Below are 26,167 nucleotides of genomic sequence, written 5' to 3' on the forward strand. Positions count from 1 at the left end.
TACAATGCGCAGGTTGGTGAGACTTACGCCATGATAAAAGCGTTAAATAAGCTGACAGGGTTAGGTATGCCTAAAACAGTAGTAATAGCCTAACAACTAGTCATTTTAGGCGCGTTTTTAACTAAAACCGAGTAAGGAAACAAAGCCTGGCTTTGTATGAAGTATGTTTGGCCGCCACTTGTTGTTCTGCTCGATGAGCGTCAAAAAGAAATCGCACAAGGGTTACGCCATACAGAAGATGCGGCTAAGGAACGTGCCTTGGCTCGCGCTAACTGTGATCAACTTATTGAACAAGCAAAAAAAGACGTCAATAAGATGATTGAACAGGGCCAAAAACGTCGAGCACAGTTAATTGAAGAGTCTGTTAAAGAAGCTGAAATCGAAAAAGCTCGTGTGATTGCTCAAGGTGAACTTGAGATCGAAAGTGAGCGTAATCGTGTGCGACAAGAGCTTAAAGCGGAAATGTCGGATCTGGTAATTCAAAGTGCTCAAAAGCTGATTAATAAGAATTTGGATACGGATACCAACCGTCAACTTATTGATCAGATGATCAAAGATATCTAACGCCTTAGGGGAGCAAAATGTCGGATATTCAAACCATTGCTTACCCATATGCCAAAGCGGCCTTTGATTTTGCCAAAGAGAATGGGTCGCTTGAAGAATGGAAAACCGCGTTGGTATTGGTTGCTGATGTTATTGAGCAACCAGCCTTAATCAACCAAGTAAAAGCGCTCGACCAAGGCGGTAAAGCCGAAGCGGATAACTTTATTCATTTATTGTTCTCTGTTTGTGAGGGGTTTATCGATGAGCATATGCAGAACTTGATCAGGGTGATGGCTGAAAACCAACGTCTTATTGTCATGCGCAGCGTCGCCGAGGCCTTCTCTGAGCTCAAAGATGAAAGTGATTTGAGACTCGATGCAATTGTGTATTCGTCTGAGCCATTGGAGTCAGACCAACTTGAAGCTCTGACCAAGTACCTTGAGAAGAAGCTGGCACGACGTATCACATTATCGAACGAGATCGACGCCGATCTTCTCGGTGGCATTGTAGTAAAAGCTGGTGAGTTGGTTATTGATGGCTCGCTTCAGAGCTCAATCCAACGTCTCGCGACCAGCTTGAACGTGTAGTAGGAATTTAAGATGCAACTAAATTCAACAGAAATTAGCGACCTAATAAAACAACGCATTGAAACCTTCAATGTAAGTACGCAAGCGCGTAATGAAGGCACCATAGTGTCTATCTGTGATGGCATTATCACCATCAACGGTTTGGTCGACGTCATGCAAGGCGAGATGATAGAGCTGCCTGATAATCGCTATGCTCTAGCACTCAACCTTGAGCGTCATTCCGTTGGGGCAGTAGTCATGGGCCCTTATGCCGACCTGAGTGAAGGAATGACAGTCATGGGCACTGGCCGTATTCTGGAAGTGCCTGTGGGTCCTGAATTACTTGGCCGTGTGGTGAATACCCTAGGCCAACCCATTGATGGTTTGGGTCAAATCGACGCAAAACAATATCACGCTGTTGAAATCATTGCCCCAGGTGTCATCGACCGTAAATCCGTTGATACGCCAATCCAAACCGGCTACAAAGCTGTCGATTCAATGGTGCCAATCGGTCGCGGTCAGCGTGAACTGGTTATTGGTGACCGTCAAACGGGTAAAACTGCACTCGCGATTGATGCGATCATCAACCAAAAAGACTCGGGCGTAAAATCGATTTATGTCGCGATAGGCCAAAAAGCGTCAACCATTGCTAACGTTGTTCGTAAACTTGCTGAACATGACGCATTGAAAAACACTATCGTGGTTGTGGCATCCGCATCAGAATCAGCGGCACTGCAATATCTTGCGCCGTACGCGGGTTGCACTATGGGTGAATACTTCCGTGACCGTGGTGAAGATGCACTGATTGTTTATGATGATCTGTCTAAACAAGCCGTTGCTTACCGTCAAATCTCATTGCTGCTCAAACGACCACCTGGCCGCGAAGCCTTTCCTGGTGATGTATTCTACCTCCATTCACGTCTGCTAGAGCGTGCTGCACGTGTAAACGAAGCGTACGTGGAGCGCTTGACTAATGGTGAAGTGAAAGGAAAAACGGGGTCACTGACTGCGTTACCTATCATCGAAACTCAAGCTGGTGATGTATCAGCGTTTGTGCCGACCAACGTTATTTCAATCACTGATGGTCAGATCTTCCTCCAGACTCAGCTATTCAACTCAGGCTTACGTCCTGCGGTTGATCCAGGTATTTCGGTATCTCGTGTTGGTGGCGCGGCGCAGACCAAGATCATTAAAAAACTCTCCGGTGGTATTCGTACCGCACTTGCTCAATACCGTGAGCTGGCAGCTTTTGCTCAGTTTTCATCGGATCTTGATGATGCTACTCGTCGTCAAATTGACCACGGTGAACGTGTGACTGAATTAATGAAGCAAAAGCAGTACGCACCAATGTCTGTTGCCAAGCAATCAGCCGTGATCTTCGCAGCAGAACGCGGTTATTTAGATGCTGTTGAGTTGGCGAAAGTCGGCGCGTTCGAAGAAGGCCTTATCGCTTACGCGAAAATGAACTTCTCTGATTTGTTAGATGAGATCAATGCAAGCGGTGATTTTAACGACCAGATTGAAGCTCAGCTTACCAAGCTTCTTGACGAGTTTATTGCTCTCAAATCTTGGTAGTGGCGTCATTCTCTAATAGTTAAAAACGGAGCTTACCATGGCCAGTACAAAAGAAATTCGCACTAAGATCGCCAGTATTAATAGTACTCAGAAGATTACTAGTGCGATGCAAATGGTAGCCGCCAGTAAGATGCGTAAGGTTCAGGAACACATGCAGAAGAACCGTCCTTATGCAGAAAGTATGCGGCGCGTAATCGGCCATATTTCGTCGGGTACGCTTGAATACAGTCACCCGTATTTAGAAGAACGCGAGGTCAAACGAGTCGCTTACATCATTATCTCGTCAGATCGGGGTTTATGTGGTGGCTTAAACAATAACCTATTTAAGCGTGTGCTTTCTGAGATGACAGAGTGGCGCGATAAAGGTGTTGAGGTTGACGCGACTTTGGTTGGCTTAAAGGCGATTAACTTCTTTCATCGAGTAACGAATGTGGTTGCTCAGGCATCGGGGTTAGGCGATCAGCCTAAAGTGGAAGATTTACTCGGCACTGTGCAAGCAATGCTTGAGCATTATAACCAAGGCCAAATTGACCGCTTGTACATCGCATTCAATGAGTTTGAAAACACCATTGTTCAGTCACCATCGATTAAGCAGCTATTGCCTTTTCCAATCGATGAGAGTGCCAAAGAGGCGAAGAAGAAGTCTCGTTGGGATTACATATACGAACAAGAACCGCGAGTCATTTTAGATGAGCTGATTCAACGTTATATCGAATCTCAAGTTTATCAAGGTACGGTTGAAAACATCGCTTGTGAACAGGCGTCGCGAATGGTGGCGATGAAAGCAGCAACAGACAATGCTTGGCAGCTTATTGATGATCTTCAGTTGGTTTACAACAAAGCAAGACAAGCGGCTATCACTCAAGAGTTGAGCGAAATTGTGTCGGGCGCGCAAGCGGTATAGTAAGAATTCTGAGGTATAGAATGAGTATTGGTAAAATTGTAAAAATCATTGGCGCTGTCGTTGACGTTGAATTCGAACATAACACGGGCCCACGCGTTTATGATGCGCTGCGTGTCGTTGATCAAGAGTTCTCTTCATTGGTTCTTGAAGTGCAACAGCAACTGGGTGGCGGCATTGTTCGTTGTATCGTAATGGGCTCATCTGACGGTCTGCGTCGCGGCTTAAGTGTTCAATCAACAGGTGAGCCAATTACGGTGCCTGTTGGTGAAGAAACCTTAGGTCGTATCATGAACGTGCTGGGTGAACCGATTGATGAATGTGGTCCCATTGGCGAGAAAATGAATTATGGTATTCACCGCTCAGCACCGAGCTATGAAGAACAATCGAACTCTTCTGAATTGCTCGAAACCGGCGTAAAAGTGATTGATTTGGTTTGTCCTTTTGCAAAAGGCGGCAAAATTGGTCTGTTTGGTGGTGCTGGAGTTGGTAAGACGGTAAACATGATGGAGCTAATCAATAACATTGCAAAAGCTCACTCAGGTTTGTCGGTTTTCACTGGTGTTGGTGAGCGAACACGTGAAGGTAACGACTTCTATTATGAGATGAAAGAAGCGGGCGTTCTCGATAAGGTTGCGATGGTTTACGGTCAAATGAACGAGCCACCGGGTAACCGTCTACGTGTCGCGCTGACTGGGCTTACCATGGCGGAGCGTTTCCGTGATGAAGGCCGTGACGTGTTGCTATTCATCGATAATATCTATCGCTACACCTTAGCTGGGACAGAAGTGTCGGCATTGCTTGGTCGTATGCCTTCTGCGGTTGGTTATCAGCCAACACTTGCCGAAGAAATGGGTGTGCTTCAAGAGCGTATTACCTCAACCAAGACAGGTTCTATTACCTCCATCCAAGCGGTATATGTACCAGCTGATGACTTGACTGACCCTTCACCGGCAACCACGTTTGCTCACTTAGATGCGACAGTTGTATTGTCGCGTAACATCGCCGCGCTCGGTCTTTATCCGGCGATTGATCCATTGGATTCGACGTCACGCCAACTTGATCCAATGATTGTTGGTCAAGAGCACTACGATGTGGCGCAAAATGTTCAAATGACGCTACAACGTTACAAAGAGCTGAAAGATATCATTGCTATTCTCGGTATGGATGAGCTGTCCGAAGAAGATAAGCAGTTAGTATCTCGTGCACGTAAAGTGGAACGTTTCCTGACTCAGCCTTATCACGTCGCGGAAGTGTTTACTGGGCAGAAAGGCGTGTTTGTGCCATTAACAGAGACCATTAAGGGCTTTAAAGGGTTACTCGCAGGTCAATATGATGACATCCCTGAGCAAGCATTTTTGTACTGTGGTTCAATTGATGAAGTGCTAGAAAAAGCGAAGTCGCTATAAGGCGCTAGGAGGTCATATGGCTATAGCCGTTAATGAAAATACCTTTGAGCTGCAAATTGTCAGTGCAGAGGGAACCCTGTTTTCAGGCCCCGCTCATGCGCTAGCGATATCGGGTGCCAGTGGTGAGTTAGGTATTCGCCCGCAGCACTCGCCGCTTATCAGCAAAATAAAACCTGGTATTGCCAGCTTTGTCTCTGACATTAAAAAAGAACCGAGCATTTTATATATCTCGGGTGGCATGGTCGAAGTACAGCCTGACGTGGTCACCGTGTTAGCTGATACGGTTTTGCATGGTGAAGATATCGATCAGGCACGGGCAGAGGCTGCGCGACAAATGGCGCTTGAAAATATCAGTAAGCATCAAGAGGGAGGCTTGAGTTTCGAGCAAGCACAGCTAGAACTGAATAAAGCACTGGCTCAATTACGAGCGGTAGAATTGGTCGGTCGTTTGAATCGTCATTGATCAGGGAGTAAGGGAGCATAACTAATCATGCTCCCTTACTTTGATTTGTGTCTAATGATCTCGCTTACCCCTCAAAAGAGATGATTTTGTCGCTTTTAGTTCTAATGTTTTTCGTTATGATGGATTCGTCGGAAATATTATTTAGGGATGAAAATGAACAAGATACTGGTCGTTTGTATGGGGAATATCTGCCGTTCTCCAACAGGGGAAGCCATTTTACGGGCTAAGTCGGAACAACTGAATATTCCAGTTGTGGTCGACTCAGCAGGGACGATTGGTTATCACCAGGGGAATCCACCGGATTCGCGTGCAAAAGCCGCTGGTGAGAAGCGCGGTTACTCGTTTAAAGGTATTCGTTCGAGAAAGGTAGTTTCCTCTGATTTTGAAGAATTTGACCTAATTTTAGCTGCAGATAGAGACAACTTATCGGACTTAGAGGCTCAGTGCCCGCAACACCTCAAGTACAAGCTAAAACTGTTTTTGGAGTTTGGTGATTCAGGCTACGACGAGATACCCGATCCCTACTACGGTGGCGATAAAGGGTTTGAACTGGTGTTGGATCTGATTGAAGAGGCATCAGAGCAAGTATTACGCTCCCTCTGATGCTAGAAAGGTCTTTAGGCTGCCATTACTCGGCCGCTGAAATAGTCATTGGAGACTATGTACTCAGTGTTGCGAATGAGTTCATCCTGAATCTCTGCCCAGTGAGTATTGTCGTGCTCTAAAGTCGGTACCACTCCGCCAACACGGATATTGAATGGTGTGAGTTCTTTGGCCCAACTTTGAGTAAATCCTGCCACCATGGAGGTTGCGTTATCAAATCCAGATAAGTCCTGATATTCAGGATGAGAAATGACATTGACGATAACGCCATTCTTCTTTTCTTTACGCATTCTCTCTGCGGTCGCCTGACCGAAGCTAAACATGGTTGCGGCCATTAAAGACAGACGCTGCGTGAAGACATCACTCGCTTGTTGATCAAAAATATTCGGCATCGCTTGCGCGGTCAGTGTATTGATCAATACGTCGGGGGAACGTTTTAAGCGTTGATCCATAAACTCAAATAAATCTTGAATCGATTGCAGTGAATGATCCGAAACTTTGAACTGATAGACTTGTTCAGAGATCTCGCGACATAGTTGATAAGTGTGCTGCAACTGTGGACTACTTTTATCACACAACACGACTGTCGCCCCTAGTGAAGCGAAGTGGTAAGCAAGTGTACTTCCTACCTGCGAACCGGCGGATGTCACTAATACTACAGCACTTTTAATATCCATTGGCTTACCCCCATAAGCTATGTCAGCGTGAAAACTTGTCCACATAGCATGGTAGATTAACTGTTATTGAGTTGTGAATAAGGTCAAATAACTGGCCGGATTGTATGACAACTTATGAATCTTTGGCCTTATTCACATTATCGAGCAGCCTTGCTAACAAAGTCCGAAAAATGAGACGGCTAAAGTGTGATCTTAAACGATCATTAGGCCTGGGTTTGGATCTGGAAAGTGCGTTGAGCTTTGATTAACTGATTATATAAATCGATCGGCATCAACTCTTTGGGCTCTTTTTCTCCCATCGCTCGACGCTGGTGGCCGGATAGGTTGTGGTAAACCTCTTCAGGAAGACCATGAGTGTCTTCTGGCAGATAGGTAAGCGCATCGGGTGTTAGATAATGGCTGAGCTTTGCACTTGGTAGGCCTGAGCTGTGAAACAAACAGGCTTGCTGCGCCGATATATCGTATGAGCTTTGATCTGAGCGTAATGGCTGAGGGGATTGGAGTTCGAATCGTTTACGAAGGGCTTGTTCTGTGGTGTCAATGTCATCGACTTTCTCGACAGGAGTATTGTCGCGAACATCATTTGAGAACATAGACAAAATTAGCGCAAAATCAGCACGACGACCTTCATGAACGGCGTGGTTAATCCCCGTGCCGAACCCAAGCTCGTTAATAATGGCTGCTTTGTCTAAAGTATGGATTTGCATATTGCCCCTCGTATGATGCTTTTATAGCGACGTATGGGCAGAAAACTTTAGATAAATCAGCAGCAGAAATGAAAAAAGCCAGCTAAGTGCTGGCTTTTTATACGACTAAATTTTAAATCCTATAGGGAAGGATTATTTAGCTAGGTTCTCTGCAACGAAGTCCCAGTTAACTAGAGCCCAGAATGCGTTCATGTAGTCTGGACGTACGTTACGGAAGTCGATGTAGTAAGCGTGTTCCCACAGGTCAACTGTTAGAAGTGGAGTAGTGCCTTCTTCAGTTAGAGGAGTTGCTGCGTTAGAAGTGTTAACGATTTCTAGAGAACCGTCAGCTTTCTTAACTAGCCAAGTCCAAGAAGAACCGAAGTTGTTGATTGCAGAATCAGTGAACTTCGCTTTGAACTCTTCGAAAGAACCGAAAGCAGCGTTGATTGCGTCTGCAACTGCACCTGTTGGCTCACCGCCAGCTTTTGGCGCTAGACAGTGCCAGTAGAAAGTGTGGTTCCAGATTTGAGCTGCGTTGTTGAATACGCCGCCAGTAGAAGTCTTAACGATCTCTTCTAGAGTTTTACCTTCAAACTCAGTACCTGGGATAAGACCGTTTAGCTTAACAACGTAAGTGTTGTGGTGCTTACCGTGGTGGAAATCTAGAGTTTCTGCCGAGATGTGTGGTTCTAGTGCGTCTTTCGCGTAAGGAAGAGCTGGTAGTTCAAATGCCATTGCTCGATTCTCCATTTATATGAAAGGGGAAGACCCTTTCGATTGCTTCCAGTGATATTTATTATTCATGGCTCGCGCAATGCCAACCATGGTCAATTTGCTGACTTGTCATCTAGTTTATCAAGTTTTTACTTTATTAAAAGCGCTGACGGTAAATTTCTATCTGAAAAGACAACAAATTCTTGATGACGGTTGCTGCCATTGCACACAAATTATAACCATACATATTATATGCTTTTTATTCTGTGCTAATGGTTTAGAATATGCAGAATATTTGCAGTAACTCCATTAAAGAGGAAGCAATGGAAACTATCGATAAAATCAAACAGCAAATCGCAGAAAACACGATCCTTCTATACATGAAAGGTTCACCAAAACTACCTAGCTGCGGTTTCTCTTCTCAAGCTGCTCAAGCACTTATGGCATGTGGCGAGAAGTTCGCTTATGTAGATATCCTACAAAACCCAGATATTCGTGCAGAGCTTCCAGCTTACGCACAGTGGCCAACATTCCCTCAACTTTGGGTTGAAGGTGAACTAATCGGCGGTTGTGACATTATCATCGAAATGTTCCAAAAGGGTGAGCTTCAGCCACTAATTAAAGAAGCTGCTGAGCGTGCAGGTTCTGACGAAGAGTAATCGTCACAAAATTTAAAGATACTGTTTAAATTTACAGTTTTTCTTGATTTCTAAGGGCCACATTCGATAATGTGGCCCTTATTGTATCTAGCTGATTTTACTTTATGTCTCGTCTATTTATTGCTGAGAAACCTAGCCTAGGCCGCGCGATTGCTGCGGCATTACCCGGACCAAAGAAAAACGACCAAGGTTTTATACGTTGCGGCAATGGTGATGTGGTGACTTGGTGTATTGGTCACTTGTTAGAGCAAGTAGAGCCTGATGTGTATGACGAGCGTTATAAAAAATGGAATCTCGCTGACCTACCGATTGTCCCACAGCAGTGGCAACTTAGACCGCGCAAGTCCGCGAGTAAACAGCTTACGGTAGTACGAAAGCTACTCAAAGAATCCAATCAAATTATTCATGCCGGAGACCCTGATAGAGAAGGGCAGCTGCTAGTGGATGAAGTTCTCGATTACTGCAAAGTCAGCAAAACCAAGAAAGAAGCCACTCAACGTCTGTTGATTAGCGACCTTAACTTACCTGCGGTGAAACGTGCGCTTAATCAGATGCGCAGCAATCGTGACTTTATCCCTTTGTCCGTTTCGGCGTTGGCTCGCTCTCGTGCTGACTGGTTATATGGCATGAACATGTCGCGTGCCTATACCTTACTGGGGCAAAAAGCAGGCTACCAAGGAGTGCTTTCGGTTGGTCGTGTGCAAACACCTGTATTGGGCTTGGTGGTTAGACGTGACGAAGAGATAGAAAACTTTATCCCACGTGACTACTTTACCTTGCATGCGCTAATCCCTTATCAAGATGGTAACAGTGCTTTTGATATCCGTGCTCGTTGGAAGCCAAGCGAAGCTTGTAAACCCTATCAAGATGAAGAGGGCAGAGTACTCAACCGCAAACTGGTCGAGAATGTGGCTAACCGCATCGCTAATCAGCCAGCGACGGTCGTTGAGTCAGAACAAAAGCAAACTAAGCAATCCGCACCTCTGCCTTACTCACTCTCTGCACTGCAAATTGATGCGGCTAAGCGTTTTGGTATGAGCGCACAACAAGTGCTAGATACTTGTCAGTCTCTGTATGAAAAACACAAGCTGATCACTTACCCGCGTTCCGATAGCCGTTATTTGCCAAAAGAGCATTTTGCTCAAGCAGGCAGCGTCTGTGAGGCGATTGCTAATAACGCCAATGAGCTAAGTCAGGCTGTGAACGGCGCTGATTTAAGTTTGAAATCGAAAGCTTGGAACGACAACAAAGTCGATGCTCACCACGCCATCATCCCGACACCGAAAAAAGCCTCGGTGAATGGATTGTCGGGTAATGAGATGAAAATCTATCAGCAGATAGCGCGCCAATACCTGATGCAGTTCTACCCTGCGGCCGTCTATGCTGAAGCGAAGTTAGTGTTTGATATTGCGGGTGGCACTTTCATCGCAAAAGGGCGACAACTTGTCTCAGCAGGCTGGAAAGAGCTAATGGGCAAGGTCGATGACGATGATGCGAGTGTTGATGCAGTTCCCCCACTGACCAAGGGTACGGTGCTGACCTGTCGTGAAGGGGAAATTAAAGATCGTAAGACGGAGCCGCCGAAACATTTCACCGAAGCAACGCTGTTACAAGCTATGACAGGTATTGCCCGATTTGTTGAAGATAAAGAGCTGAAAAAAATCTTAAAAGAAACCGATGGTTTAGGCACAGAAGCGACCAGAGCGGGTATTTTGGATACCTTATTTAAACGCCAATTATTGCAGCGCCAAGGCAAATCTATTTTAAGTAAACCAGCAGGGCGAGGCCTAATTCACGCCTTGCCGTCTGATTCAACTTACCCAGATATGACGGCTCACTGGGAGCACCAGCTACAAGGTATGGCAGAGCGCAATCAAGCGTATGCGCCGTTTATGCAAGCGTTGCAAACTCGAATCGATAATTTGATGAGGCAAGTAAAAACTGGCGATGTTCCAGAGTCGTTACGCCACCTACCAAAAGTAGAGCGACCAGCGTTCAAGAAAAAGAAAGGCGGTTATCGCAAGAAAACTTCAACCAGTTCGAGGGCAAAGAAGTCTTAACCGATTTTTCTACCACAGCGTTTGAATAGTTGTTGCCAGTAACCGACATGCTGTTTGATTGCGGCGCGAAAGGCTTGGTGGTTGCTCTCTAATGGATAGACGTAGTCATGCAGCTCAGGCTTGGAAGCAAATAGCGGCAATAGGTGGCTTAATTGCTGATAATAGCTATCGAGTGAGGCGAGGTAAGGCTGAATCGTCCCAATGTAGCGCTGTTCAAAGACATTATTGAGGTATCGGTATTTGGTGGTGTCTCGCTGTGGACCACAAATAATTCGGCTGTCATATCGGTAAAGCTGCTCAGTAATGGTTACCAGATGCCAAGTCGCTTGGACAAGCGAATAGTTAAGATTACCAACGATTGGGGTCTTTTCTAATGTTTCCTGCACTCGGGTGAGTTCTGCTGTCGACTCTGTATTTTCAAAGGTGTTTGCTACGCTTGAGAGTGCATTTTTGACCTGTTTAACCTGTGCGCCAATTCCCTCCTGCAACCACTCCGTACCACTTAATTGAGATTGCATCGCATCGCTTGCATAGAGCAAGTTCCACTGGTGCATGGGTAAATGAAGCCGTTTCTGCTGTTCTATCTGCTGAAGGGTTTGTTTGAGCTCATCAGAAATCTCGTGACTGGCAATGCATTGAGTTAGGCCAAGCAAAAGCGCATGTTGGTAATCGTAGTTGCTAAATTGATCCGCTACCTTGCCTAATACAGAGTTACGTTCAGCGATGAGTTGAAATAGACCACATTGCCTTAGTTGATAGCTGTCGAGTAACCCAAGTGAAATGGCTGGAATATCCACTGATAAGTCACGTTTTCTCGGTAGAGTTTGGTTTGGCTCGGAGTCTTCTAAAACGGGGGCGTCTTGCACACTGGCTACTCTGTCTAAATAAGTCGTAAACAGAGTAGCAGGGGAGTGGCTATCGCAACCAACGAGCAGTATGACAGCTATTGAGGTGGTAAATAAACGAATACGCATCTAATAAGCGTAGATCTAAATTACCAAGGGATTTCACTGCCATCGTAGTTAATAAACATTCCGCTGTGGGCAAGCTCCGCGCTGGTGATAACTTGTGCAAGCCCTGTCGCTGATGTCTCGGTATCAATCAGCGCATTTGGTCCACCCATCTGTGTTTGTACCCATCCTGGGTGTAGAGCCAAGACGGTAAACCCTTCAGGTGTTAAATCGTTACTTAGGCTCTTCACAACGGAATTCAGAGCGGCTTTTGATGAGCGATAAATATAGCCACCACCCGATGTGTTTTCCGCCATGCTACCAACCTTAGATGAGAGACAGGCAATCTTCTTAAGTGAACCTTGGCGTAGGTTTGATGCAAATGCTTCGACGAGTTTTAGCGGAGCAATGGTATTAATCTCGAAGACCTTTCGCCACTCTTCTACATCAGTATTACCAAAACCGTATCCTTTAGGGCCATAGTAACCGGCGTTATTGATCAATAGGTCGATGGCGGGGAGTTGAGAAGCGAGAGACGTTATGGCCGGATAATCTGTGATATCAACCTGATGGCCTTCAAGTTGTTCTGCCGACGCTAATTGTAGTAACTCAGACGAACTATCAGTATTACGATAGGTCGCATGAACGCGCCAGCCTTGTGCGAGATAGAGCTTAGCCAAACTTAAACCAATACCGCGATTTGCGCCAGTGATAAGAACGGTCTTCATCGCCAATTCCTTTTTAAATAAATAGTTAGATTAGTTTGCTAAGTCAGCGCGACAAAATCAACCAGCCACCATGAACAAAATAGCATTGCAGAGAATAAGCCAATAGCGACCAATGAGCCTGAGATAGCACCGAAGAATAAGAACAGCGTAGTTTTTGACATAGCAATAGTTAAATGAAATTGATAATTAATATCATTTAACTATTTTTGAAATCAATATACAAGCTGATACCATAACTCCATCTTAGTTTGGTCTAGTGCATTATGATCCCGTTGATTTACCATTCGATCTATTCGGAGTTACCCCTTCCAGAAGGGCATCGTTACCCCATCAATAAATATCGCTTACTCCATGAGGCGATAAACAGTGAAATAGATGCTAATGATGCGTGGAGAGAGCAGTTCATGCATGTTGTGCCGTCTATGCTGGACCGACAAACTGTGACCCAAGTGCATTGCCACGATTATATTGATTCACTGTTCTCCGGCACACTGCCTGCGCCTAAAATGAGACGAATTGGCTTTCCATGGAGCGAAACACTCATCACTAGAACTCTTACATCGGCTGGTGGTACGTGCGAAACAGTCAACCAATCGATTGAGCACGGTATTGCGATTCATCTCAGCGGTGGTTACCACCATGCACACCATGACTTTGGCAGCGGTTTTTGTTTAGTTAATGATCTAGTGTTGGCTGCGAAGAGGGCTCTGACACTTGATAACATAGATAAAGTTTTGATCGTTGATAGTGACGTCCACCATGGCGATGGTACAGCGACATTATGTGAAGAGGACGCGAGCATCGTGACCTTATCGTTCCATTGTGATAAGAATTTTCCGGCGAGAAAGCCTCACTCCGATCTTGACGTGCCATTAGCGAGAGAGACGGGTGATGATGAATTTCTAGAAACATTTACTTCTGTTGTTGAGATGGCGGTCAACCTTCATCAACCTGATCTGATTCTTTATGACGCAGGAGTCGATATTCATAAGGATGATGAGCTAGGCTATTTAAGTGTATCAAGTGAAGCGATCTATCAACGTGACGAGTTTATGTTTGAGCTAGCGAAGCGTAAGCAACTGCCTATCGCATGTGTCGTTGGTGGTGGTTATCGGAGTCAGCATGAAGCACTCGTCCCAATCCACATGCAACTGATTCGTGCTGCGCTTAAAGTCTATGGACGTTAGAAGGAAGATTCATGGAACATCGTATTCGTGCCGCGGGCATCTTAATTAGAGATGGCGCAATGCTGCTACTTCGCGTAAAGGATTTTAGCGGTGAATATTGGGTGCCGCCCGGTGGTGGAATGGAACCAGGCGATCAAAGTTCACGAGCCTGCGTGGTTCGAGAGTTTAAAGAAGAAGCGGGTATCGATGTTCAAGCTGGAGAGCTGATTTGTGTGCGAGAATTCCTTGAAACGCACACTGAACGTTACCATGCAGAGTTTTTCTATCTGATTAATAGTTTTCTCGGCACACCGCACCTTGAGAACCTAAAAGGCCTAAATGATGAAGGCTATATTCAAGCGGTAGAGTGGGTGCCAATCCCGCAGCTAGCAGACAAGAGAATCTACCCTGCTGAGCTGAAAAACAAACTGATTGATTTGATTGAGACGCAGCATTTTTCTACTCACTTAGGCAGCTATGTCCAAGGGCAGTTTGAACATATTAATCACCTTTGAGCGATTCTCTTTGCTATGTATGAAAACGAAAAAGGCCGCTAAGCAATTAGCGGCCTTTTTACTGAATGTGGGCGGAGTGCTGGGCTTGCATTCAAGGGGGGATTTGGATAAATCCCTTTCAAACCCTTAAAACGACGAAAGCCCGCAACGAGTGCGAGCTTTCTAAATGTGGCGGGCTACATGGGACGAATATGGGAACTGGGAGTTTGAATTATAACATCATGTATTAATTCGAATTACTGGGCAACATAAGCAACGCTAATCTAGGCGAAGCTTGATACTCTGAAAGATGTGATTGCTAATCAGGTGTTGTAACTCAAGTCGATGCATCCATTTTTCTGTTGTTAACAAATAGGGACTTATCAACTAATCACGCAGTGGTCAAAACTGAATGAGGTGAATGTATGCCAGAATGGGACGTGACCAGTCAAGAGCTGATCGAAATGGGAGATGTCGACGAGCAAAAAGCGCTAGCAGGCATTGTAATTGGGGCTGATGGACAAGTGCTCGTAAAATACGGTGACAATATTAAGTTTATACCGTACAACGGAAGCACCGCAGCCGAAATATCGGCAGATTTGCTGGCATTAGTAGCGAAAGTACGTAAAGGGTAACCAACCTTGAAGATGATGTAGAGGAGACCGAAGCGTCTCCTCTTTTCTATTAATCGCTGTTGAGCTTTATTTTGCACTATCATGCGTCAACGATGCACGAGTCGCGTGGATGTTTGGGACAAAAGCGAGTTGCAGAGTAGTTTGACATTTTTTGGCCATGACTTTTCGAAAATTGTCTATGGTTTTAGTAACGCCTTTGAGTGCTTTGTTATTACCTCTTTAGTTAGACTATCACTCATTTCAACACGGGCTTGGAGGGCAAGTTTTATGTCGTGATGGAGTTGTTCTAGTTTAGGTAAATAACACCCAAAAAGAATAATGAAATTGCCCCATATTATGAGGCAATAGTCTTCAACAATAATTGTTGTTACATCGGATAGTGTTCAGCTATAAGCATCCCAATGATTATCCCTTGATAAACAGCATCTTTCCATGTCATTCCTTTGGCTGAGTCCATAGCTAAGAACTCAAATAGCTGTTCATCTGTCTCAAATGAATTTAATTTATTTATCAAGCCCAAAAGAGTTTCATCATCTAGAAAAGGTTGTTCAGGAATATTTTCTAGTTTTCTGATTAACTCTATTCGCGTCATTTTTAATTCAACTACTGTTTCCATAAGGTCACTCCTTTCGAGTTTTAGCTCTAGCGTCCATGTATAGTTTAGTGCGGTATGTGGGTGAGAAATGAAAAGTAGGATGGTTATTGACTTTGATCAATGTATTCGCTTCGGAACAATAACGCCCTAGATAATTTATTCTGAATACGTGACCAATTTTAGTGAACCACTACAGCCTTCACATTTAGGGCATTGCGTGATGCTTCCTCACTTCCGCCTCGAAACTATCTGAAATCCTTAGTGCATCGTGCGCGTGCCACAGCCGTAACCAGTAACCTAACTTGATGTTATCAATTGCCATGGGTTCAAAAATTGGTTAAAAAGCCATGTGTTAAGAAAGCAATCGAAAAACTTCCTGTTAATGATGTGCAGTTGAAATCCCTACCAACTCGCCAAGCGATGGATGTTTACGAAGAACTTCTTGAGGAGGGTAAAGGTGTGAGAAGAGTTTCATTATTGAAATGCTCTCACTTGGTTTAGCTGATATAAACGGGCGACTTAATTGGCGTAAAAATGTGAATTACGTTGATGATCAAGATCATGCTGCACAACGCCAGAATGCTTCAATTACTCACAAACATTTTTCTAAAGCAGCTTAAGGTATATAAATGTGTAATGCGCATAACCACACGCAGCCGTGTTTTTGTGGTTGGGGTCAAGGTCGAAATACAAGTTTTAGCTTCAGTTCTGGTTCCAAGCCAGAATCAAAAACTGCATATACCTTGGCGTCAAGCATCGAGCCTCGACACAAAAGCTTTGTTAACCCAAACGCTTTGTGTCCTGTATGTAAGCAAGTGGTGTTCTTTTACCAAAGCCCATACGGTGGGCGAGTGTTCTTCGATGATCTTGGTAAGCCATGGCAGAAACACCCATGTACAGATAACAGTTGGCGAACAGTGTTTGTACCAGACCCAGAACAGATTAAACCTGTTAAGTATGACAAAGGAAAGTTCAGCCCAATGCTAATTCACCACGTAAAGCCATTAAACAAGGTTTTGTCGGTGTTGGATGTAGACCACGACGGCAAGCTGTTCAAGCTTTACATGCCTACGCAGCGTTTGAAATATAAGGGTGTCTCAAAGCACTCGCTTGTTATGGCTAAAGTAAAAAGCCTTGATGAAAAAGGAAGAACTTATTTGTTGTCTATTCTTGATGATCGGGGCAAACCGTTTGAACTTACCGCGACTAATTACAGATAGTTTTCTTGAGGGAAAACAAAAAACATCGCATCAGGAGGCTTACTTCCGGATGCAATGGGACATTAGCGGCTTAGTGCTTATCCCTGCTAACATCCACATATAAATCAGGGAAGTTTGGAATAAGAGTTAGTTAGCGTATAGGTGCGCCATTTAAATTTGAAAGCTCTTTTTCAAAAGTTGATTCTTTGGACTTTAGAACATGATCAACTTGTGAGTAGTACCGAATAAGATCTTCAATCACCACTCTATCCGGCGAAGATAGTTCATTTTTTCTGGTAGCATACTCAAGAATACGTTTGCTAAGTGTTTTGTTACTGGAGGCATCCAACTCATTCATTAACTCAACGATCATCTCAAGATAATAAGCATATTGACTATCGGTAAGCTTGTTCGACTTAACTAAAGTATAAAGTGTACTACCAAGCGTAGAAGCCGCCCATTTTATAGGTACACTGCTGGCATTCAGTTGAACCTTGCTATTTTCATCAGAGTCATATGTGGCTGCGCCAACCCAGTCTCTTAATGCATCTAACGATTGATAAATGAGATAATCGAAACGAGTCGGGAACTCTTTTTCTTTGTCCACATCTGGGCTAGGCATATAGTTATTAAGCATTTCATCTACATATCTTTCTATGTACATCAGCCACATATGATCTTGGTGCCCCATGTGAATGGCTCTTGATGTCATTACGGTGAAGAAGTGAATACTTACGAAGATAGGACATGTCCATTTCTCTTCTTCGTAATAGGTGTATGAGAACGGCTTGTTATAGTAATTATCTTCGCCTTTTTGTTTTTTGATAAACTCTTTGGTGTAATCGCCAATGGGTTTCCAGACACCAACTTGAGAAGCAATTTCGATATCTTTGAAGTAGAAGCTCAACAGGGGGTTAGAGTCATCAATGTAATACTCACCTGTATAAGAGCAATTTTGGTTATCTTGAAGCTCTCGGTAGAGAGGGCTTGATGTGTTGGCAATCAGTTCTTTTAAAAACAACGTAGTAAATTCGTCATCAGCACTAAAACGAACTTTTGTAAATTTCGCACAAAGCAATGGTTGTGTTTGAGCTAAGTGCCTAACAAAAAGGTGGGACTTAAATATCGCAGAAATGCTCGCGGATACATCTTCTCTGTATTTTCTATGATCAGGCAAGCAATACGACAATGTGAACGCAAAAGGCTTCATCAGATTAATAAGAGTTGTTTTGACACGACTACTCATTGAACTATCATCAGGTTCTTTGCCTAATTCCAGCTCAATTAGATCCTGAATTGAAGGACGATAAGGTGCCATTAATCTAGATCGAACTCGGTCGAACCAACGATCATGAAAGGCTAGTAAGAATTGATGATGATATTTATCTAATAAGAATGCCAATTGTTCAAACTTCTGATTTCTGAGTAAATGACTTGATGCTTTTTGCCAGTCAGCAGTTTTTGATTTAGGCAGACATTTTCCACCGAGCTTTAAAGCTAAGTAAAGTAAGATCGCAACGATAGCAGTAAAGGCAGTTATCTTCTCATCAAAACCCCATAGCCATTTGAACGGCAAAGCTAAGTCAATAGCACTCAATACAGGTAGGTAGATTGTATAGAGTAGAGCGCTGACAAGAAAGCCAACTACGGATTTATCAGCCCATGAGAACCTAAGTTTCAAGTCAATTCGCTTCTCTTCGGCGAGTAGTGTATATCCTGCGACTAATATGGCTAGCACCGTCAGGGCGTTTGCGTCCACTGTATTTCCTTTTGTAGTTTTGAACGATATAAGCAATGAGGTGACAGCGGAAAGCCACTATTGTAATAGTTTTAATTTAGCCACAGCATTACTTTGTTATAAGAATCTAAATTTGTTCACGTCTCACAACTCTCTGAAATCCTTAGCGCATCTTCAATCTCGACACCAAGGTATTCAATCGTGCTTTCGAGCTTAGCATGAGCCAGAAGTAACTGAATAGAAAAAAGATTCTTGGTATTAGCGCTTTTCAAAAAAGCCAATTCCGAGTTGTAAAATTGTAAACAGATACAACTAAATATTCACCATTATTGGATCAAATTAGCTTACGAAACCAATCTTAAACATCACCAGTTTACTTTTCCAATAACTTACTGTTTTGAATCATAAAGTGAAGATTATTATGTTCTAAATCCTAGTAAGATGAAGTAGATTATATTCATATTGTTTACTATCGTGATAACCCTATGCGTGAGATTGAAAATACTTTGGAGCTTAGTTGATGGCATACAAAAGCAAGTTTTTAAGGGTGACTGTTCATCAGCCTAGTAACTCTCCAGTATTGAGAGCTTTTTGTGTTGGCTTTGAGCAAGGAACATGGAGAGGTGAGGACTTTATTAAGCATCTTATCAAAAATCACTTAGTGTCCTTTGTGTTACCTCCAGAAGAAGCTGCCAATGTGAATGCAAGCAATGCAGGTACATACTTGGCTCGTGCGGCGCAATCAATCTATACCTCAGAGAAACCAGAAAAGCGTGGCGAGATTGGTGAGTTGATTCTTTATTCGATCATGCTAGAACACTTCAATGCTGTTCCCTTAATATCAAAGTTCTACTACAAGACACACGCTAACGATACTGTAAAAGGCTTTGATTCCGTACATGTCACGCTGACAGACGATGACTCGATTAACCTTTGGCTTGGTGAAGTAAAGTTTTACAAAAGAATTGATGGGGCTATTAGAGATGTAGTTTCTGAACTGCATGATCATTTCCAAGCAAAGTATCTTCGATCTGAGTTTATGTGGATTGAAAATAAAATTAATGATGGTAACGAGTACAAACGTAAGCTCGAACCTATGCTAGACGCTGCTAACAGTCTTGATGACATCATAGATTCGATTCATGTCCCAGTATTCCTAACGTATGAAAGTAAGCTCTACGCTGATGCCACCAAGGCGACTACTGACTTTAAAGCGCAAGTACAGGCTGAGATTCAGGATATTTACGACAAATTCACTGGAAAAGACATTCCCGATGTAAACATTCACCTGATACTTCTTCCTCTCCAAGACAAGTCTGTTTTGGTTAGTAGTTTTGACAACAAACTAAAAGCATTGCAAGAGCTATTCTAATGAGCCAGATAAGAACTATGGATAGAATCTTTGAAGATGACAACATTCGAACAAACCCATTTTCGGTTTTATCAGAAGTTTCAAAGATCGTTAATGGTAGTGATGAAAAGTTGGCAAGGGATGCCGTAATCTTCGCTATGGAAAAAAGGGAACTATTCGGTCAATACAAGCCGATCCTAGACAAGCTTACTCGTTCTGTGGGGCTATTTCCTTACGTTGATTTCGACAACCTTGATATTAACGATAAAATTGCTTATCGATTCAATCAGCCAACCGAAAACAGCGACATCGTGTTCCATCGTGAGCAGGCGGAAGTGTATAGAGCATTAATGTCTGGTGAGAATGTTGTATTGAGTGCGCCGACTAGCTTTGGTAAGAGCTTAATCATTGACAAGCTCATCGCCACGGAGCTATACGATAATATTGTAATCATTGTCCCAACGATTGCTTTGATTGACGAGCTTCGTAAGAAGTGCCTAAAGCATAACGCATACAAAATCATCACTCATTTTGGTCAAGAAAAGGCTGACAAGAATATCTTCGTTCTAACACAGGAGCGCGCTGTAGAACGTGATGATATCAAGAATGTAGATCTATTTGTTATCGATGAGTTCTACAAGTTAGACCCTGCCGCTGAGGGTGATGAAGAACGGGCGGTTGTACTCAATATTGCACTCTACTCAATTGCTAAAACTGCTAAGCAGCTTTATATGCTTGGTCCAAACATCAACGAGATCCCACCAGCGTTAGGTGAAAAGTATCGTTGTAGGTTCTTCCGTACAGACTTTAATACAGTATCTTCGAAGTTACTGACTTTAAAAGCGAAGCCAAACCGCAAGCAAGCGTTTTTGAAGCTCATTCGAACAATGAACGAACCAACGCTGATTTATGCAAAGTCTCCTGGCCAGGCAAACACCATTCTAAAATACCTCATCGATGAGCTTCCTGTAATAGACAGCAATGATGATGTCGCCGAATGGGTGGCAGATAATTATCATGAAGATTGGAACGTTGTTGATGGATACCGTAGGGGGATATCAGTTCACCATGGAAAGATTACGCGCTCAATCGGGCAGTTGAATGTAAGGTTGTTCAACGAAGGGAAGCTGAAGTTTCTTATTTGTACATCGTCATTGATTGAGGGGGTTAATACTGTCGCCAAGAATGTAGTGATTTACGAGAGCAAGGTTGCTGAAGTGGCGATGGAGTATTTCACGTTCAAGAATATTCAAGGACGTGCAGGTCGTATGTTTGAACACTTTGTTGGCCACATTTACACCTTTGATGAGCCGCCAGCGCCAGTCGACGAATCTGTTGATATTCCGGCTGTCACTATCGGAGAAAACATTCCTGAGTCGTTGGCAGTTCAACTCGATGAGCAAGATATTACAAATGAAGCCTTGAAGAACAAGCTCGAATATCTGCACACCCAAACATCAATACCGTTCGATATTTTTAAAGAGTTAAAGGGTGTACCTCCATCACACATAATTGCCTTAGCCAATGATATTTATGATCATGTTTCGGCGTATCACAAATTTCTATGCTGGAACAATAGGCCAACATATGAACAGGTGGATTTCTGTAACGAATTACTATTTAGGTATCTAACCAATGGTAAAGGAGGCATTCGCTCAAGCAAACAACTGACGTTTTGGTGGAATCGACTCAAACGTTTAGGTTCAGGTAAAGACTTCATTCTGGATGTCTATCAAAATGATACCAACATAAAGACTATGGACAAAGCCATCGAAGCATCATTTGATTTTGAGCGAAGATGGGCTAACTACATGATTCCAAGACTTTATTCTGCACTAGATAAGGTTCAGAAACATATCTTTGGCGTTTTTAATATGCCTGCGGGAGATTATAGTTCGTTCATTGCACAAGTTGAAAACTTGTATGAAGTACCTGAGTTGATCGCCTTGGATGAATACGGTTTGCCACTTCCTATCGCGAAGAAGATCCGTAAACAACTCACGCTAAGCAAAGGGTTAGATGAAACTCTTACATCTCTGAGACTGATTAAACCCAGCTCCTTGTATGTTTCGGACTTTGAGCGTAAGTTCATTGAAGATGCGATTAAGAATATATAAATAATAAGCCGCCATATTTGGCGGCTTATTATTTGTTGTAACTCATACTCGATCTTACACATCCGCTGGTTAATAACGACTAAATTCTGACAATCCCCCTACTGTTGCCACAACTCACTATTGACCAAAAAGTGAGTTAGACTTTTAATTACATTAGCAGAGGATCATTTTATTCCGTTATTTAGCACTTGAAAGTCATGCTACTGGAAACGCATCCTCAGTGCCTTTTTGTTGCAGAATACTTACATTAGCATTGTGAAATAGAGAAATACACGGTGTGGTAAGTACTACAATCCTGTTTCCATAGTCTAGGATAAGTCGCTTTGTCCCAGTTAGCAGCTTCTGTTTATCAGAGTCATCATACTGACTTGCATGAAGTGAGATTTGCTCACCAGCCTCAAACGGAATATTCCCGAAACTAAACTCAAACTGCTTCTTAAAGTCCGTTTGCACTACTCCGTATAATCCATCCTGAGTAAAGGTAAGCTTATAAATACCATCTGCTACGGTTAATTCATCAAGAGCCAACTTTAGGTCATCAGAGTATAATGAAGCTTGCACTTGACGCTCTTTTTCTTTAGGGAACTGCAACTCCATCTTATAAATATGCGCCATGAGAATATCTTTAGAAACAGGGATAGAGTCTGGTAATGCGCTCCCAAGCATAATCACCTGCTGAGCTTTTTTGCTTTTAAAGTAAGCCTGAGTGAAGTCATCTCTATCCGTAAGTAAAAATGTATCGCAAGTCTTCACTTCTGGTTTCGCCTCTATCAATGTTTCTTTGGTTATAAAGAGTACTGATTCGGCATTCCCTAAAACAAAAAAGTCAAATGGGCTGTCTATTAATGCATTGTATATCTCGTCCTGCATAAAATAGCCCAACAACCCCTCTTTGGGAAATGAGATATTATATGGATACTCTATCCACAAGCCGTTATGCTTAAAGTGTTTGTATTTCTTAAACTTCTCTGACTTTTCCTGTACAGCCCCAACGATATTCTCTATAAGGTTGCTACGTTGTTGAACTCGTAACTTTTTGAAGAACATAGGCAACTCAATGTAGTTAAAAGAGAAAGTGTCAAATTCTATTACTCGTTGGCTTTCCCTCATGACTCTATTGTATATTCGGTAAGTGTCCCCTTTTCTCTTATGTCGGAAAAACGGAGAAACCTCTGTTTGCTCTAAACCAAAGCTAATGCCTTGTATATCTGGCATTTCACTATCAACAGCAAAGCCTTTCTTGAACTCAATACTTATATCTTTAAGAAAAGTCTTTTCTATGTTCGCATAATATATATTCTTAATAGACTTCAGCTTGTCAAACTCACACTTTTTGTAGTAGTCACCTATCTTGAATGGCTCTTTTTTTGAACGTAAGTACTTTTGCAGTTGCTTACGTATTATTCTCATCCTGATCTTAGAACCAACTCGACCCATTGGCGTCACCTTTGCGTATATTCCTATGTCAAAGATACACATTTATAACTCTAATGTAGAGACCTGATAGGAAAAAGCTCAAGACGAACCGACAGCTCTTGCGGGCTACCGCACATTACTAAAATTAGCTGATTATCTGTAAACGTATGTAGAAGCCTAACAGGCTTTGAGGCAAAAATAATTTAGGACAACCTGTCAGATCTAATCACATTGAGGTTACGAAACTGACAGATTGCTTTCAGTCTATTTATATTTGTTCCATTCTTACAACCGAAACATTGTGTATTCCTAGCCCAACCAGCGTGTCATAGTGCTTTTGTTGATCGTCAGGGGCGTAGTAAGTGGCAACCCATTTTGCATTAGGCTTAACTGATTCAGCTAACTTCTGGAAGTATGGTAGATCTACTTCAGCTAATGAATGACCTAAGACGAACACTTGATCCACATTACCGAGATTTGCAAAAAATTCTTGGTTGTATTTAATTATCTGTTCCGTTCCCTTAAACGTTGCAGAGAAATATTCATTGATAGCATCTTTACCAAGCTCGTAAGAATAGTCATATTGGTCAGATTGATATTCCATCCAAAGATCTGAGTCTTCTTCACTTAATCCTACTGGCGGTTCAACTGGTTTCTCTTTGAAGTTTTCAGGATCAACACCATGACCAAGAATCAACTCATCTACATGCTCATCAGCTTTCTCGTGAATGAACAATACGTTTTCATCAGGCACGTCGTAGTATTGAGCAAGCGTATCCGTATAGTTGAATGTTAGGTAGACCGCGTCTCTATCAATGCTCAAAGCTTGGCTAGTATCAAACTGAGGAAACTGTACTGCCAAAATAAATTCTTTAAACGCTTTATACAATTCAGTAGTTAGAAGTCCAAGTATCCGCTCCATCTCAATTTGAAGCGTGTATCGGTCTCTGTCTCGAAAGTCATCTGAAGAATAGTTGGGCATTGCGTCCATGTTTGCTTCCAAGACAGAATCCTTGTCAAGCAGTGACATACTCGTTTCAAATTCAGACCATAGAGGATCTGACATTGTTACTGAAATATCTGGATTTAAGTCTGCAAACCCATAATAGTCGAGCAATAGCTCATAAGTTTCCCAGTAGTTATTTTTGAGATAAAGCCCAAAAGATGTATACCTTGTGTCCAAGCCATGGTGAACATCAAAGCCATTACCTATAACATATAGCTTCATGGTCATTCACCGTTGATATCTAGTTCTTTGAAGCTAATGACTTCGGAGTCACCATCAGTCAGCTCAAAATATGCATCTTGGAAGTAAAACTCTTCAATACATGCGTTAGCTTTTAACCCACCAGTATAGGCAAGTGTTAAGTGGGCAGTGTATGTTTCTTTGTGTTTTACGGTTGACTCATTACTCAAGACGAATACATATTGCTTATCTTCGTGATCCCAAGGTGAGCGGTCATAATCTGAGTATTGGTAACCTGCCGTAACAACCACCTCAAACTCTACTTCGTATTCTGCCCCCTCGGCATCAACACTCTGTAGGTTTTTCTTCTCAATACTCACTGAGTCGATTTCTATGGAGTTGATAATATCATCAAAAGGATCTGCATTTTCGTAGTTGAACTCACCATCTTCTAGAGCTTGCAGGGCATTCGCCTTGATGTGTTCTAGAAACTGCTCAAATATTTCATCAGCAAATTTGGCTGGTTCTTCGTAAGCTTTGTCACTTCGAACAATCAAGTCAATAAGGTCATCGATGTTTTCAAGATGAATGAAGTTACCTTCATTCTCACAAAATGATTTCATGTCGCCATCATCGCTTACGATGTACGTTGAATGTCCTCTAGCCAAACTTACTTGTTTAATGGCCTGTAGTGCAAATGCATCCGGGAATTCATGTTTTTTTGATTCTTTGCCAAAAGGAGGGAGGTTGTTGAAGTACGCATCAAATACAACTTGAGGATTAACAGCACTCACATCAATTGTTTCGACATAACCGTTTTCAACGAAATCATCAAATTTTTCACTGATAACAGCATATATATCATCACTTGTAACTTTGGTGAAAATGCCATGGCAATCAAGGTCAGGAGTGTTTCTTAGGAACATCGCATCTTTTTGCATCTTCTTTATCATTGAAGCAGCTTCTTCAGATTTGCGTTTGAGATGAGAATCGATCTCTGTCCTTGTGACATCAGTAATGAGCAAGTGGATTTTCTCGTCCTCAATTAGTTCTTGAAGACGACCAAGAGCATATTGTCCAAATTGATAGTTTTTCTTTTCAAAAGCGTTTGTATCGATAAACACTAATCTTGTTTGTAATTCCATAATTAGTACCTCATGCAAAATAGTCATTCTATGATTATGGATTTACTAATATGCAACAAGTTCAATTTAGTGCATTAGTGACGTTTACTATCAAAACATGACTCAAATCAATATTGAACATGATGTGGCTGCTTCCGGCTGTAAGTGAGCGTTGATAGCAGCAGAACGCTCATTATTGTATCGACTAATTTAATGACGGTGGCATTCACGCCATGAAGTACGTTACTCAAAATGTGTCATCACATGCTGGTTTGGTCATCTAGCGCGCATCATAATAAAAGGAAACTAGAAATCACTCACGTTTAGTATGAGTGTGATTATATTTTCTTATCATATTAATCAATAAAATCACTCAGAAAAGCTATAAAAACTCACTAACAAAGATTTGAAACAATTATTTTAAATATTTATTTTATAGCAATATAAAGACAACTAAATCTGTAAGCAAGTGATTAAAATATATATTGTCAATTAAAAAAATCGCGCTAAAAAGGCGTTAAGAGTTTACTAGTCTTTATATTACCATTATCGCCAATTCATGACTGGGCTAACTATCCGTCAAAGAGTTTGCAAAAATTAAAAACCTAA

Annotated in this window: 25 protein-coding genes and 2 pseudogenes; 15 read left to right on the plus strand and 12 right to left on the minus strand. The window is 42.6% G+C overall.

Annotated elements, in window-relative coordinates:
• Positions 1 to 147: 147 nt before the first annotated feature.
• From atpF to ELS82_RS09585, 7 genes and pseudogenes are all read left to right on the plus strand, one after another.
• Positions 148 to 564 (plus strand): annotated as a pseudogene (atpF, locus tag ELS82_RS09555) (F0F1 ATP synthase subunit B); the annotation flags it as partial.
• A 17-nt stretch (positions 565 to 581) separates the two neighbouring features.
• Positions 582 to 1,130, plus strand: coding sequence for a F0F1 ATP synthase subunit delta (locus ELS82_RS09560; RefSeq protein WP_134835285.1), 549 nt, complete (start codon positions 582 to 584; stop codon positions 1,128 to 1,130).
• Between the two features lie 12 nt (positions 1,131 to 1,142).
• Positions 1,143 to 2,684 carry a F0F1 ATP synthase subunit alpha gene (atpA, locus tag ELS82_RS09565; protein WP_134835286.1) on the plus strand — a complete coding sequence of 514 codons (1,542 nt, stop codon included), beginning with the start codon at positions 1,143 to 1,145 and terminating at the stop codon, positions 2,682 to 2,684.
• A 37-nt stretch (positions 2,685 to 2,721) separates the two neighbouring features.
• Positions 2,722 to 3,588 carry a F0F1 ATP synthase subunit gamma gene (gene atpG / locus ELS82_RS09570; protein WP_134835287.1) on the plus strand — a complete coding sequence of 289 codons (867 nt, stop codon included), beginning with the start codon at positions 2,722 to 2,724 and terminating at the stop codon, positions 3,586 to 3,588.
• Positions 3,589 to 3,608: 20 nt separating this feature from the next.
• Positions 3,609 to 4,994: a F0F1 ATP synthase subunit beta gene (atpD, locus tag ELS82_RS09575; protein ID WP_053440289.1), complete on the plus strand. Its 1,386-nt coding sequence runs from the start codon at positions 3,609 to 3,611 to the stop codon at positions 4,992 to 4,994.
• A gap of 16 nt (positions 4,995 to 5,010) precedes the next feature.
• The gene (locus ELS82_RS09580) at positions 5,011 to 5,457 is read left to right on the plus strand and encodes a F0F1 ATP synthase subunit epsilon (RefSeq protein ID WP_134835288.1); all 447 of its coding nucleotides are present in this window, start codon (positions 5,011 to 5,013) and stop codon (positions 5,455 to 5,457) included.
• A gap of 153 nt (positions 5,458 to 5,610) precedes the next feature.
• On the plus strand, positions 5,611 to 6,060 hold the full coding sequence (locus ELS82_RS09585) for a low molecular weight protein-tyrosine-phosphatase (RefSeq protein ID WP_134835289.1): 450 nt from the start codon (positions 5,611 to 5,613) through the stop codon (positions 6,058 to 6,060).
• Between the two features lie 14 nt (positions 6,061 to 6,074).
• Here ELS82_RS09585 and ELS82_RS09590 read toward each other — a convergent pair whose 3' ends face one another.
• From ELS82_RS09590 to sodB, 3 genes are all read right to left on the minus strand, one after another.
• Positions 6,075 to 6,737 carry an SDR family oxidoreductase gene (locus tag ELS82_RS09590; RefSeq protein ID WP_134835290.1) on the minus strand — a complete coding sequence of 221 codons (663 nt, stop codon included), beginning with the start codon at positions 6,735 to 6,737 and terminating at the stop codon, positions 6,075 to 6,077.
• Between the two features lie 203 nt (positions 6,738 to 6,940).
• On the minus strand, positions 6,941 to 7,444 hold the full coding sequence (locus tag ELS82_RS09595) for a VC2046/SO_2500 family protein (protein ID WP_134835291.1): 504 nt from the start codon (positions 7,442 to 7,444) through the stop codon (positions 6,941 to 6,943).
• 132 nt (positions 7,445 to 7,576) lie between these two features.
• The gene (sodB, locus tag ELS82_RS09600) at positions 7,577 to 8,161 is read right to left on the minus strand and encodes a superoxide dismutase [Fe] (RefSeq protein ID WP_134835292.1); all 585 of its coding nucleotides are present in this window, start codon (positions 8,159 to 8,161) and stop codon (positions 7,577 to 7,579) included.
• A 302-nt stretch (positions 8,162 to 8,463) separates the two neighbouring features.
• On the opposite strand from sodB, the gene ELS82_RS09605 reads away from it, so the two are divergent.
• Together ELS82_RS09605 and ELS82_RS09610 are read left to right on the plus strand one after the other, a co-directional pair.
• Entirely contained in the window at positions 8,464 to 8,799 is a 336-nt protein-coding gene (locus tag ELS82_RS09605; RefSeq protein WP_053440283.1) for a Grx4 family monothiol glutaredoxin, read from the plus strand.
• Positions 8,800 to 8,903: 104 nt separating this feature from the next.
• Positions 8,904 to 10,859: a DNA topoisomerase III gene (locus ELS82_RS09610; protein ID WP_134835293.1), complete on the plus strand. Its 1,956-nt coding sequence runs from the start codon at positions 8,904 to 8,906 to the stop codon at positions 10,857 to 10,859.
• On the opposite strand, the gene ELS82_RS09615 is transcribed toward ELS82_RS09610, so the two are convergent.
• Genes ELS82_RS09615 through ELS82_RS27345 form a run of 3 tightly spaced genes read right to left on the minus strand, consistent with a single transcriptional unit; the run spans position 10,856 to position 12,698 of the window.
• Positions 10,856 to 11,833 (minus strand): DUF3080 domain-containing protein, encoded by a 978-nt coding sequence (locus ELS82_RS09615; RefSeq protein WP_134835294.1) that lies wholly within the window; start codon positions 11,831 to 11,833, stop codon positions 10,856 to 10,858. The two genes, ELS82_RS09610 and ELS82_RS09615, sit on opposite strands and share 4 nt — an antisense overlap.
• 20 nt (positions 11,834 to 11,853) lie before the next feature.
• Positions 11,854 to 12,537, minus strand: a complete 684-nt coding sequence (locus ELS82_RS09620; RefSeq protein ID WP_134835295.1) for an SDR family oxidoreductase — start codon at positions 12,535 to 12,537, stop codon at positions 11,854 to 11,856.
• A gap of 38 nt (positions 12,538 to 12,575) precedes the next feature.
• Complete coding sequence (locus ELS82_RS27345) at positions 12,576 to 12,698, minus strand: hypothetical protein (protein ID WP_279630704.1); 123 nt, start codon at positions 12,696 to 12,698, stop codon at positions 12,576 to 12,578.
• A gap of 102 nt (positions 12,699 to 12,800) precedes the next feature.
• Between ELS82_RS27345 and ELS82_RS09625 the strand changes: the two genes are divergently transcribed.
• The 3 genes from ELS82_RS09625 to ELS82_RS09635 all read left to right on the plus strand — a co-directional run bounded on the left by ELS82_RS09625 (position 12,801) and on the right by ELS82_RS09635 (position 14,832).
• Positions 12,801 to 13,724 carry a histone deacetylase family protein gene (locus ELS82_RS09625; RefSeq protein WP_134835296.1) on the plus strand — a complete coding sequence of 308 codons (924 nt, stop codon included), beginning with the start codon at positions 12,801 to 12,803 and terminating at the stop codon, positions 13,722 to 13,724.
• 11 nt (positions 13,725 to 13,735) lie between these two features.
• Positions 13,736 to 14,218 carry an NUDIX domain-containing protein gene (locus ELS82_RS09630; RefSeq protein ID WP_134835297.1) on the plus strand — a complete coding sequence of 161 codons (483 nt, stop codon included), beginning with the start codon at positions 13,736 to 13,738 and terminating at the stop codon, positions 14,216 to 14,218.
• Positions 14,219 to 14,622: 404 nt separating this feature from the next.
• Positions 14,623 to 14,832, plus strand: coding sequence for a hypothetical protein (locus tag ELS82_RS09635; protein ID WP_134835298.1), 210 nt, complete (start codon positions 14,623 to 14,625; stop codon positions 14,830 to 14,832).
• A gap of 367 nt (positions 14,833 to 15,199) precedes the next feature.
• Here ELS82_RS09635 and ELS82_RS09640 read toward each other — a convergent pair whose 3' ends face one another.
• Complete coding sequence (locus ELS82_RS09640; RefSeq protein WP_134835299.1) at positions 15,200 to 15,448, minus strand: hypothetical protein; 249 nt, start codon at positions 15,446 to 15,448, stop codon at positions 15,200 to 15,202.
• A gap of 608 nt (positions 15,449 to 16,056) precedes the next feature.
• Between ELS82_RS09640 and ELS82_RS09645 the strand changes: the two genes are divergently transcribed.
• Positions 16,057 to 16,647, plus strand: coding sequence for a hypothetical protein (locus ELS82_RS09645; protein WP_134835300.1), 591 nt, complete (start codon positions 16,057 to 16,059; stop codon positions 16,645 to 16,647).
• Positions 16,648 to 16,777: 130 nt separating this feature from the next.
• Here ELS82_RS09645 and ELS82_RS09650 read toward each other — a convergent pair whose 3' ends face one another.
• Together ELS82_RS09650 and ELS82_RS26900 are read right to left on the minus strand one after the other, a co-directional pair.
• Positions 16,778 to 18,385, minus strand: coding sequence for a hypothetical protein (locus tag ELS82_RS09650; RefSeq protein WP_134835301.1), 1,608 nt, complete (start codon positions 18,383 to 18,385; stop codon positions 16,778 to 16,780).
• A 116-nt stretch (positions 18,386 to 18,501) separates the two neighbouring features.
• Positions 18,502 to 18,642: pseudogene (locus tag ELS82_RS26900) on the minus strand (integrase); the annotation flags it as partial.
• Between the two features lie 242 nt (positions 18,643 to 18,884).
• On the opposite strand from ELS82_RS26900, the gene ELS82_RS09660 reads away from it, so the two are divergent.
• On the plus strand, positions 18,885 to 19,736 hold the full coding sequence (locus ELS82_RS09660) for a HamA C-terminal domain-containing protein (protein WP_134835302.1): 852 nt from the start codon (positions 18,885 to 18,887) through the stop codon (positions 19,734 to 19,736).
• The gene (locus ELS82_RS09665; protein WP_134835303.1) at positions 19,736 to 21,832 is read left to right on the plus strand and encodes a DEAD/DEAH box helicase; all 2,097 of its coding nucleotides are present in this window, start codon (positions 19,736 to 19,738) and stop codon (positions 21,830 to 21,832) included. The genes ELS82_RS09660 and ELS82_RS09665 overlap by 1 nt, the downstream gene beginning before the upstream one ends.
• A gap of 195 nt (positions 21,833 to 22,027) precedes the next feature.
• On the opposite strand, the gene ELS82_RS09670 is transcribed toward ELS82_RS09665, so the two are convergent.
• The 3 genes from ELS82_RS09670 to ELS82_RS09680 all read right to left on the minus strand — a co-directional run bounded on the left by ELS82_RS09670 (position 22,028) and on the right by ELS82_RS09680 (position 25,606).
• Positions 22,028 to 23,269 carry a hypothetical protein gene (locus ELS82_RS09670; protein ID WP_134835304.1) on the minus strand — a complete coding sequence of 414 codons (1,242 nt, stop codon included), beginning with the start codon at positions 23,267 to 23,269 and terminating at the stop codon, positions 22,028 to 22,030.
• Between the two features lie 247 nt (positions 23,270 to 23,516).
• Positions 23,517 to 24,476 (minus strand): bacteriophage abortive infection AbiH family protein, encoded by a 960-nt coding sequence (locus ELS82_RS09675; protein WP_134835305.1) that lies wholly within the window; start codon positions 24,474 to 24,476, stop codon positions 23,517 to 23,519.
• Between the two features lie 2 nt (positions 24,477 to 24,478).
• Positions 24,479 to 25,606 (minus strand): PIN domain-containing protein, encoded by a 1,128-nt coding sequence (locus ELS82_RS09680; RefSeq protein ID WP_244230773.1) that lies wholly within the window; start codon positions 25,604 to 25,606, stop codon positions 24,479 to 24,481.
• Positions 25,607 to 26,167 lie beyond the last annotated feature (561 nt).

This window comes from Vibrio ouci (genome assembly GCF_004551525.1).
Classification (GTDB): Bacteria; Pseudomonadota; Gammaproteobacteria; order Enterobacterales; family Vibrionaceae; genus Vibrio; species Vibrio ouci.

Coding starts and splice junctions, on each gene's coding strand:
- ELS82_RS09560 (WP_134835285.1), top strand. CDS start 582: ATGTCGGATATTCAAACCATTGCTTACCCATATGCCAAAGCGGCCTTT.
- atpA (WP_134835286.1), top strand. CDS start 1,143: ATGCAACTAAATTCAACAGAAATTAGCGACCTAATAAAACAACGCATT.
- atpG (WP_134835287.1), top strand. CDS start 2,722: ATGGCCAGTACAAAAGAAATTCGCACTAAGATCGCCAGTATTAATAGT.
- atpD (WP_053440289.1), top strand. CDS start 3,609: ATGAGTATTGGTAAAATTGTAAAAATCATTGGCGCTGTCGTTGACGTT.
- ELS82_RS09580 (WP_134835288.1), top strand. CDS start 5,011: ATGGCTATAGCCGTTAATGAAAATACCTTTGAGCTGCAAATTGTCAGT.
- ELS82_RS09585 (WP_134835289.1), top strand. CDS start 5,611: ATGAACAAGATACTGGTCGTTTGTATGGGGAATATCTGCCGTTCTCCA.
- ELS82_RS09590 (WP_134835290.1), bottom strand. CDS start 6,737: ATGGATATTAAAAGTGCTGTAGTATTAGTGACATCCGCCGGTTCGCAG.
- ELS82_RS09595 (WP_134835291.1), bottom strand. CDS start 7,444: ATGCAAATCCATACTTTAGACAAAGCAGCCATTATTAACGAGCTTGGG.
- sodB (WP_134835292.1), bottom strand. CDS start 8,161: ATGGCATTTGAACTACCAGCTCTTCCTTACGCGAAAGACGCACTAGAA.
- ELS82_RS09605 (WP_053440283.1), top strand. CDS start 8,464: ATGGAAACTATCGATAAAATCAAACAGCAAATCGCAGAAAACACGATC.
- ELS82_RS09610 (WP_134835293.1), top strand. CDS start 8,904: ATGTCTCGTCTATTTATTGCTGAGAAACCTAGCCTAGGCCGCGCGATT.
- ELS82_RS09615 (WP_134835294.1), bottom strand. CDS start 11,833: ATGCGTATTCGTTTATTTACCACCTCAATAGCTGTCATACTGCTCGTT.
- ELS82_RS09620 (WP_134835295.1), bottom strand. CDS start 12,537: ATGAAGACCGTTCTTATCACTGGCGCAAATCGCGGTATTGGTTTAAGT.
- ELS82_RS27345 (WP_279630704.1), bottom strand. CDS start 12,698: ATGTCAAAAACTACGCTGTTCTTATTCTTCGGTGCTATCTCAGGCTCA.
- ELS82_RS09625 (WP_134835296.1), top strand. CDS start 12,801: ATGATCCCGTTGATTTACCATTCGATCTATTCGGAGTTACCCCTTCCA.
- ELS82_RS09630 (WP_134835297.1), top strand. CDS start 13,736: ATGGAACATCGTATTCGTGCCGCGGGCATCTTAATTAGAGATGGCGCA.
- ELS82_RS09635 (WP_134835298.1), top strand. CDS start 14,623: ATGCCAGAATGGGACGTGACCAGTCAAGAGCTGATCGAAATGGGAGAT.
- ELS82_RS09640 (WP_134835299.1), bottom strand. CDS start 15,448: ATGGAAACAGTAGTTGAATTAAAAATGACGCGAATAGAGTTAATCAGA.
- ELS82_RS09645 (WP_134835300.1), top strand. CDS start 16,057: ATGTGTAATGCGCATAACCACACGCAGCCGTGTTTTTGTGGTTGGGGT.
- ELS82_RS09660 (WP_134835302.1), top strand. CDS start 18,885: ATGGCATACAAAAGCAAGTTTTTAAGGGTGACTGTTCATCAGCCTAGT.
- ELS82_RS09665 (WP_134835303.1), top strand. CDS start 19,736: ATGAGCCAGATAAGAACTATGGATAGAATCTTTGAAGATGACAACATT.
- ELS82_RS09670 (WP_134835304.1), bottom strand. CDS start 23,269: ATGGGTCGAGTTGGTTCTAAGATCAGGATGAGAATAATACGTAAGCAA.
- ELS82_RS09675 (WP_134835305.1), bottom strand. CDS start 24,476: ATGAAGCTATATGTTATAGGTAATGGCTTTGATGTTCACCATGGCTTG.
- ELS82_RS09680 (WP_244230773.1), bottom strand. CDS start 25,606: ATGACTATTTTGCATGAGGTACTAATTATGGAATTACAAACAAGATTA.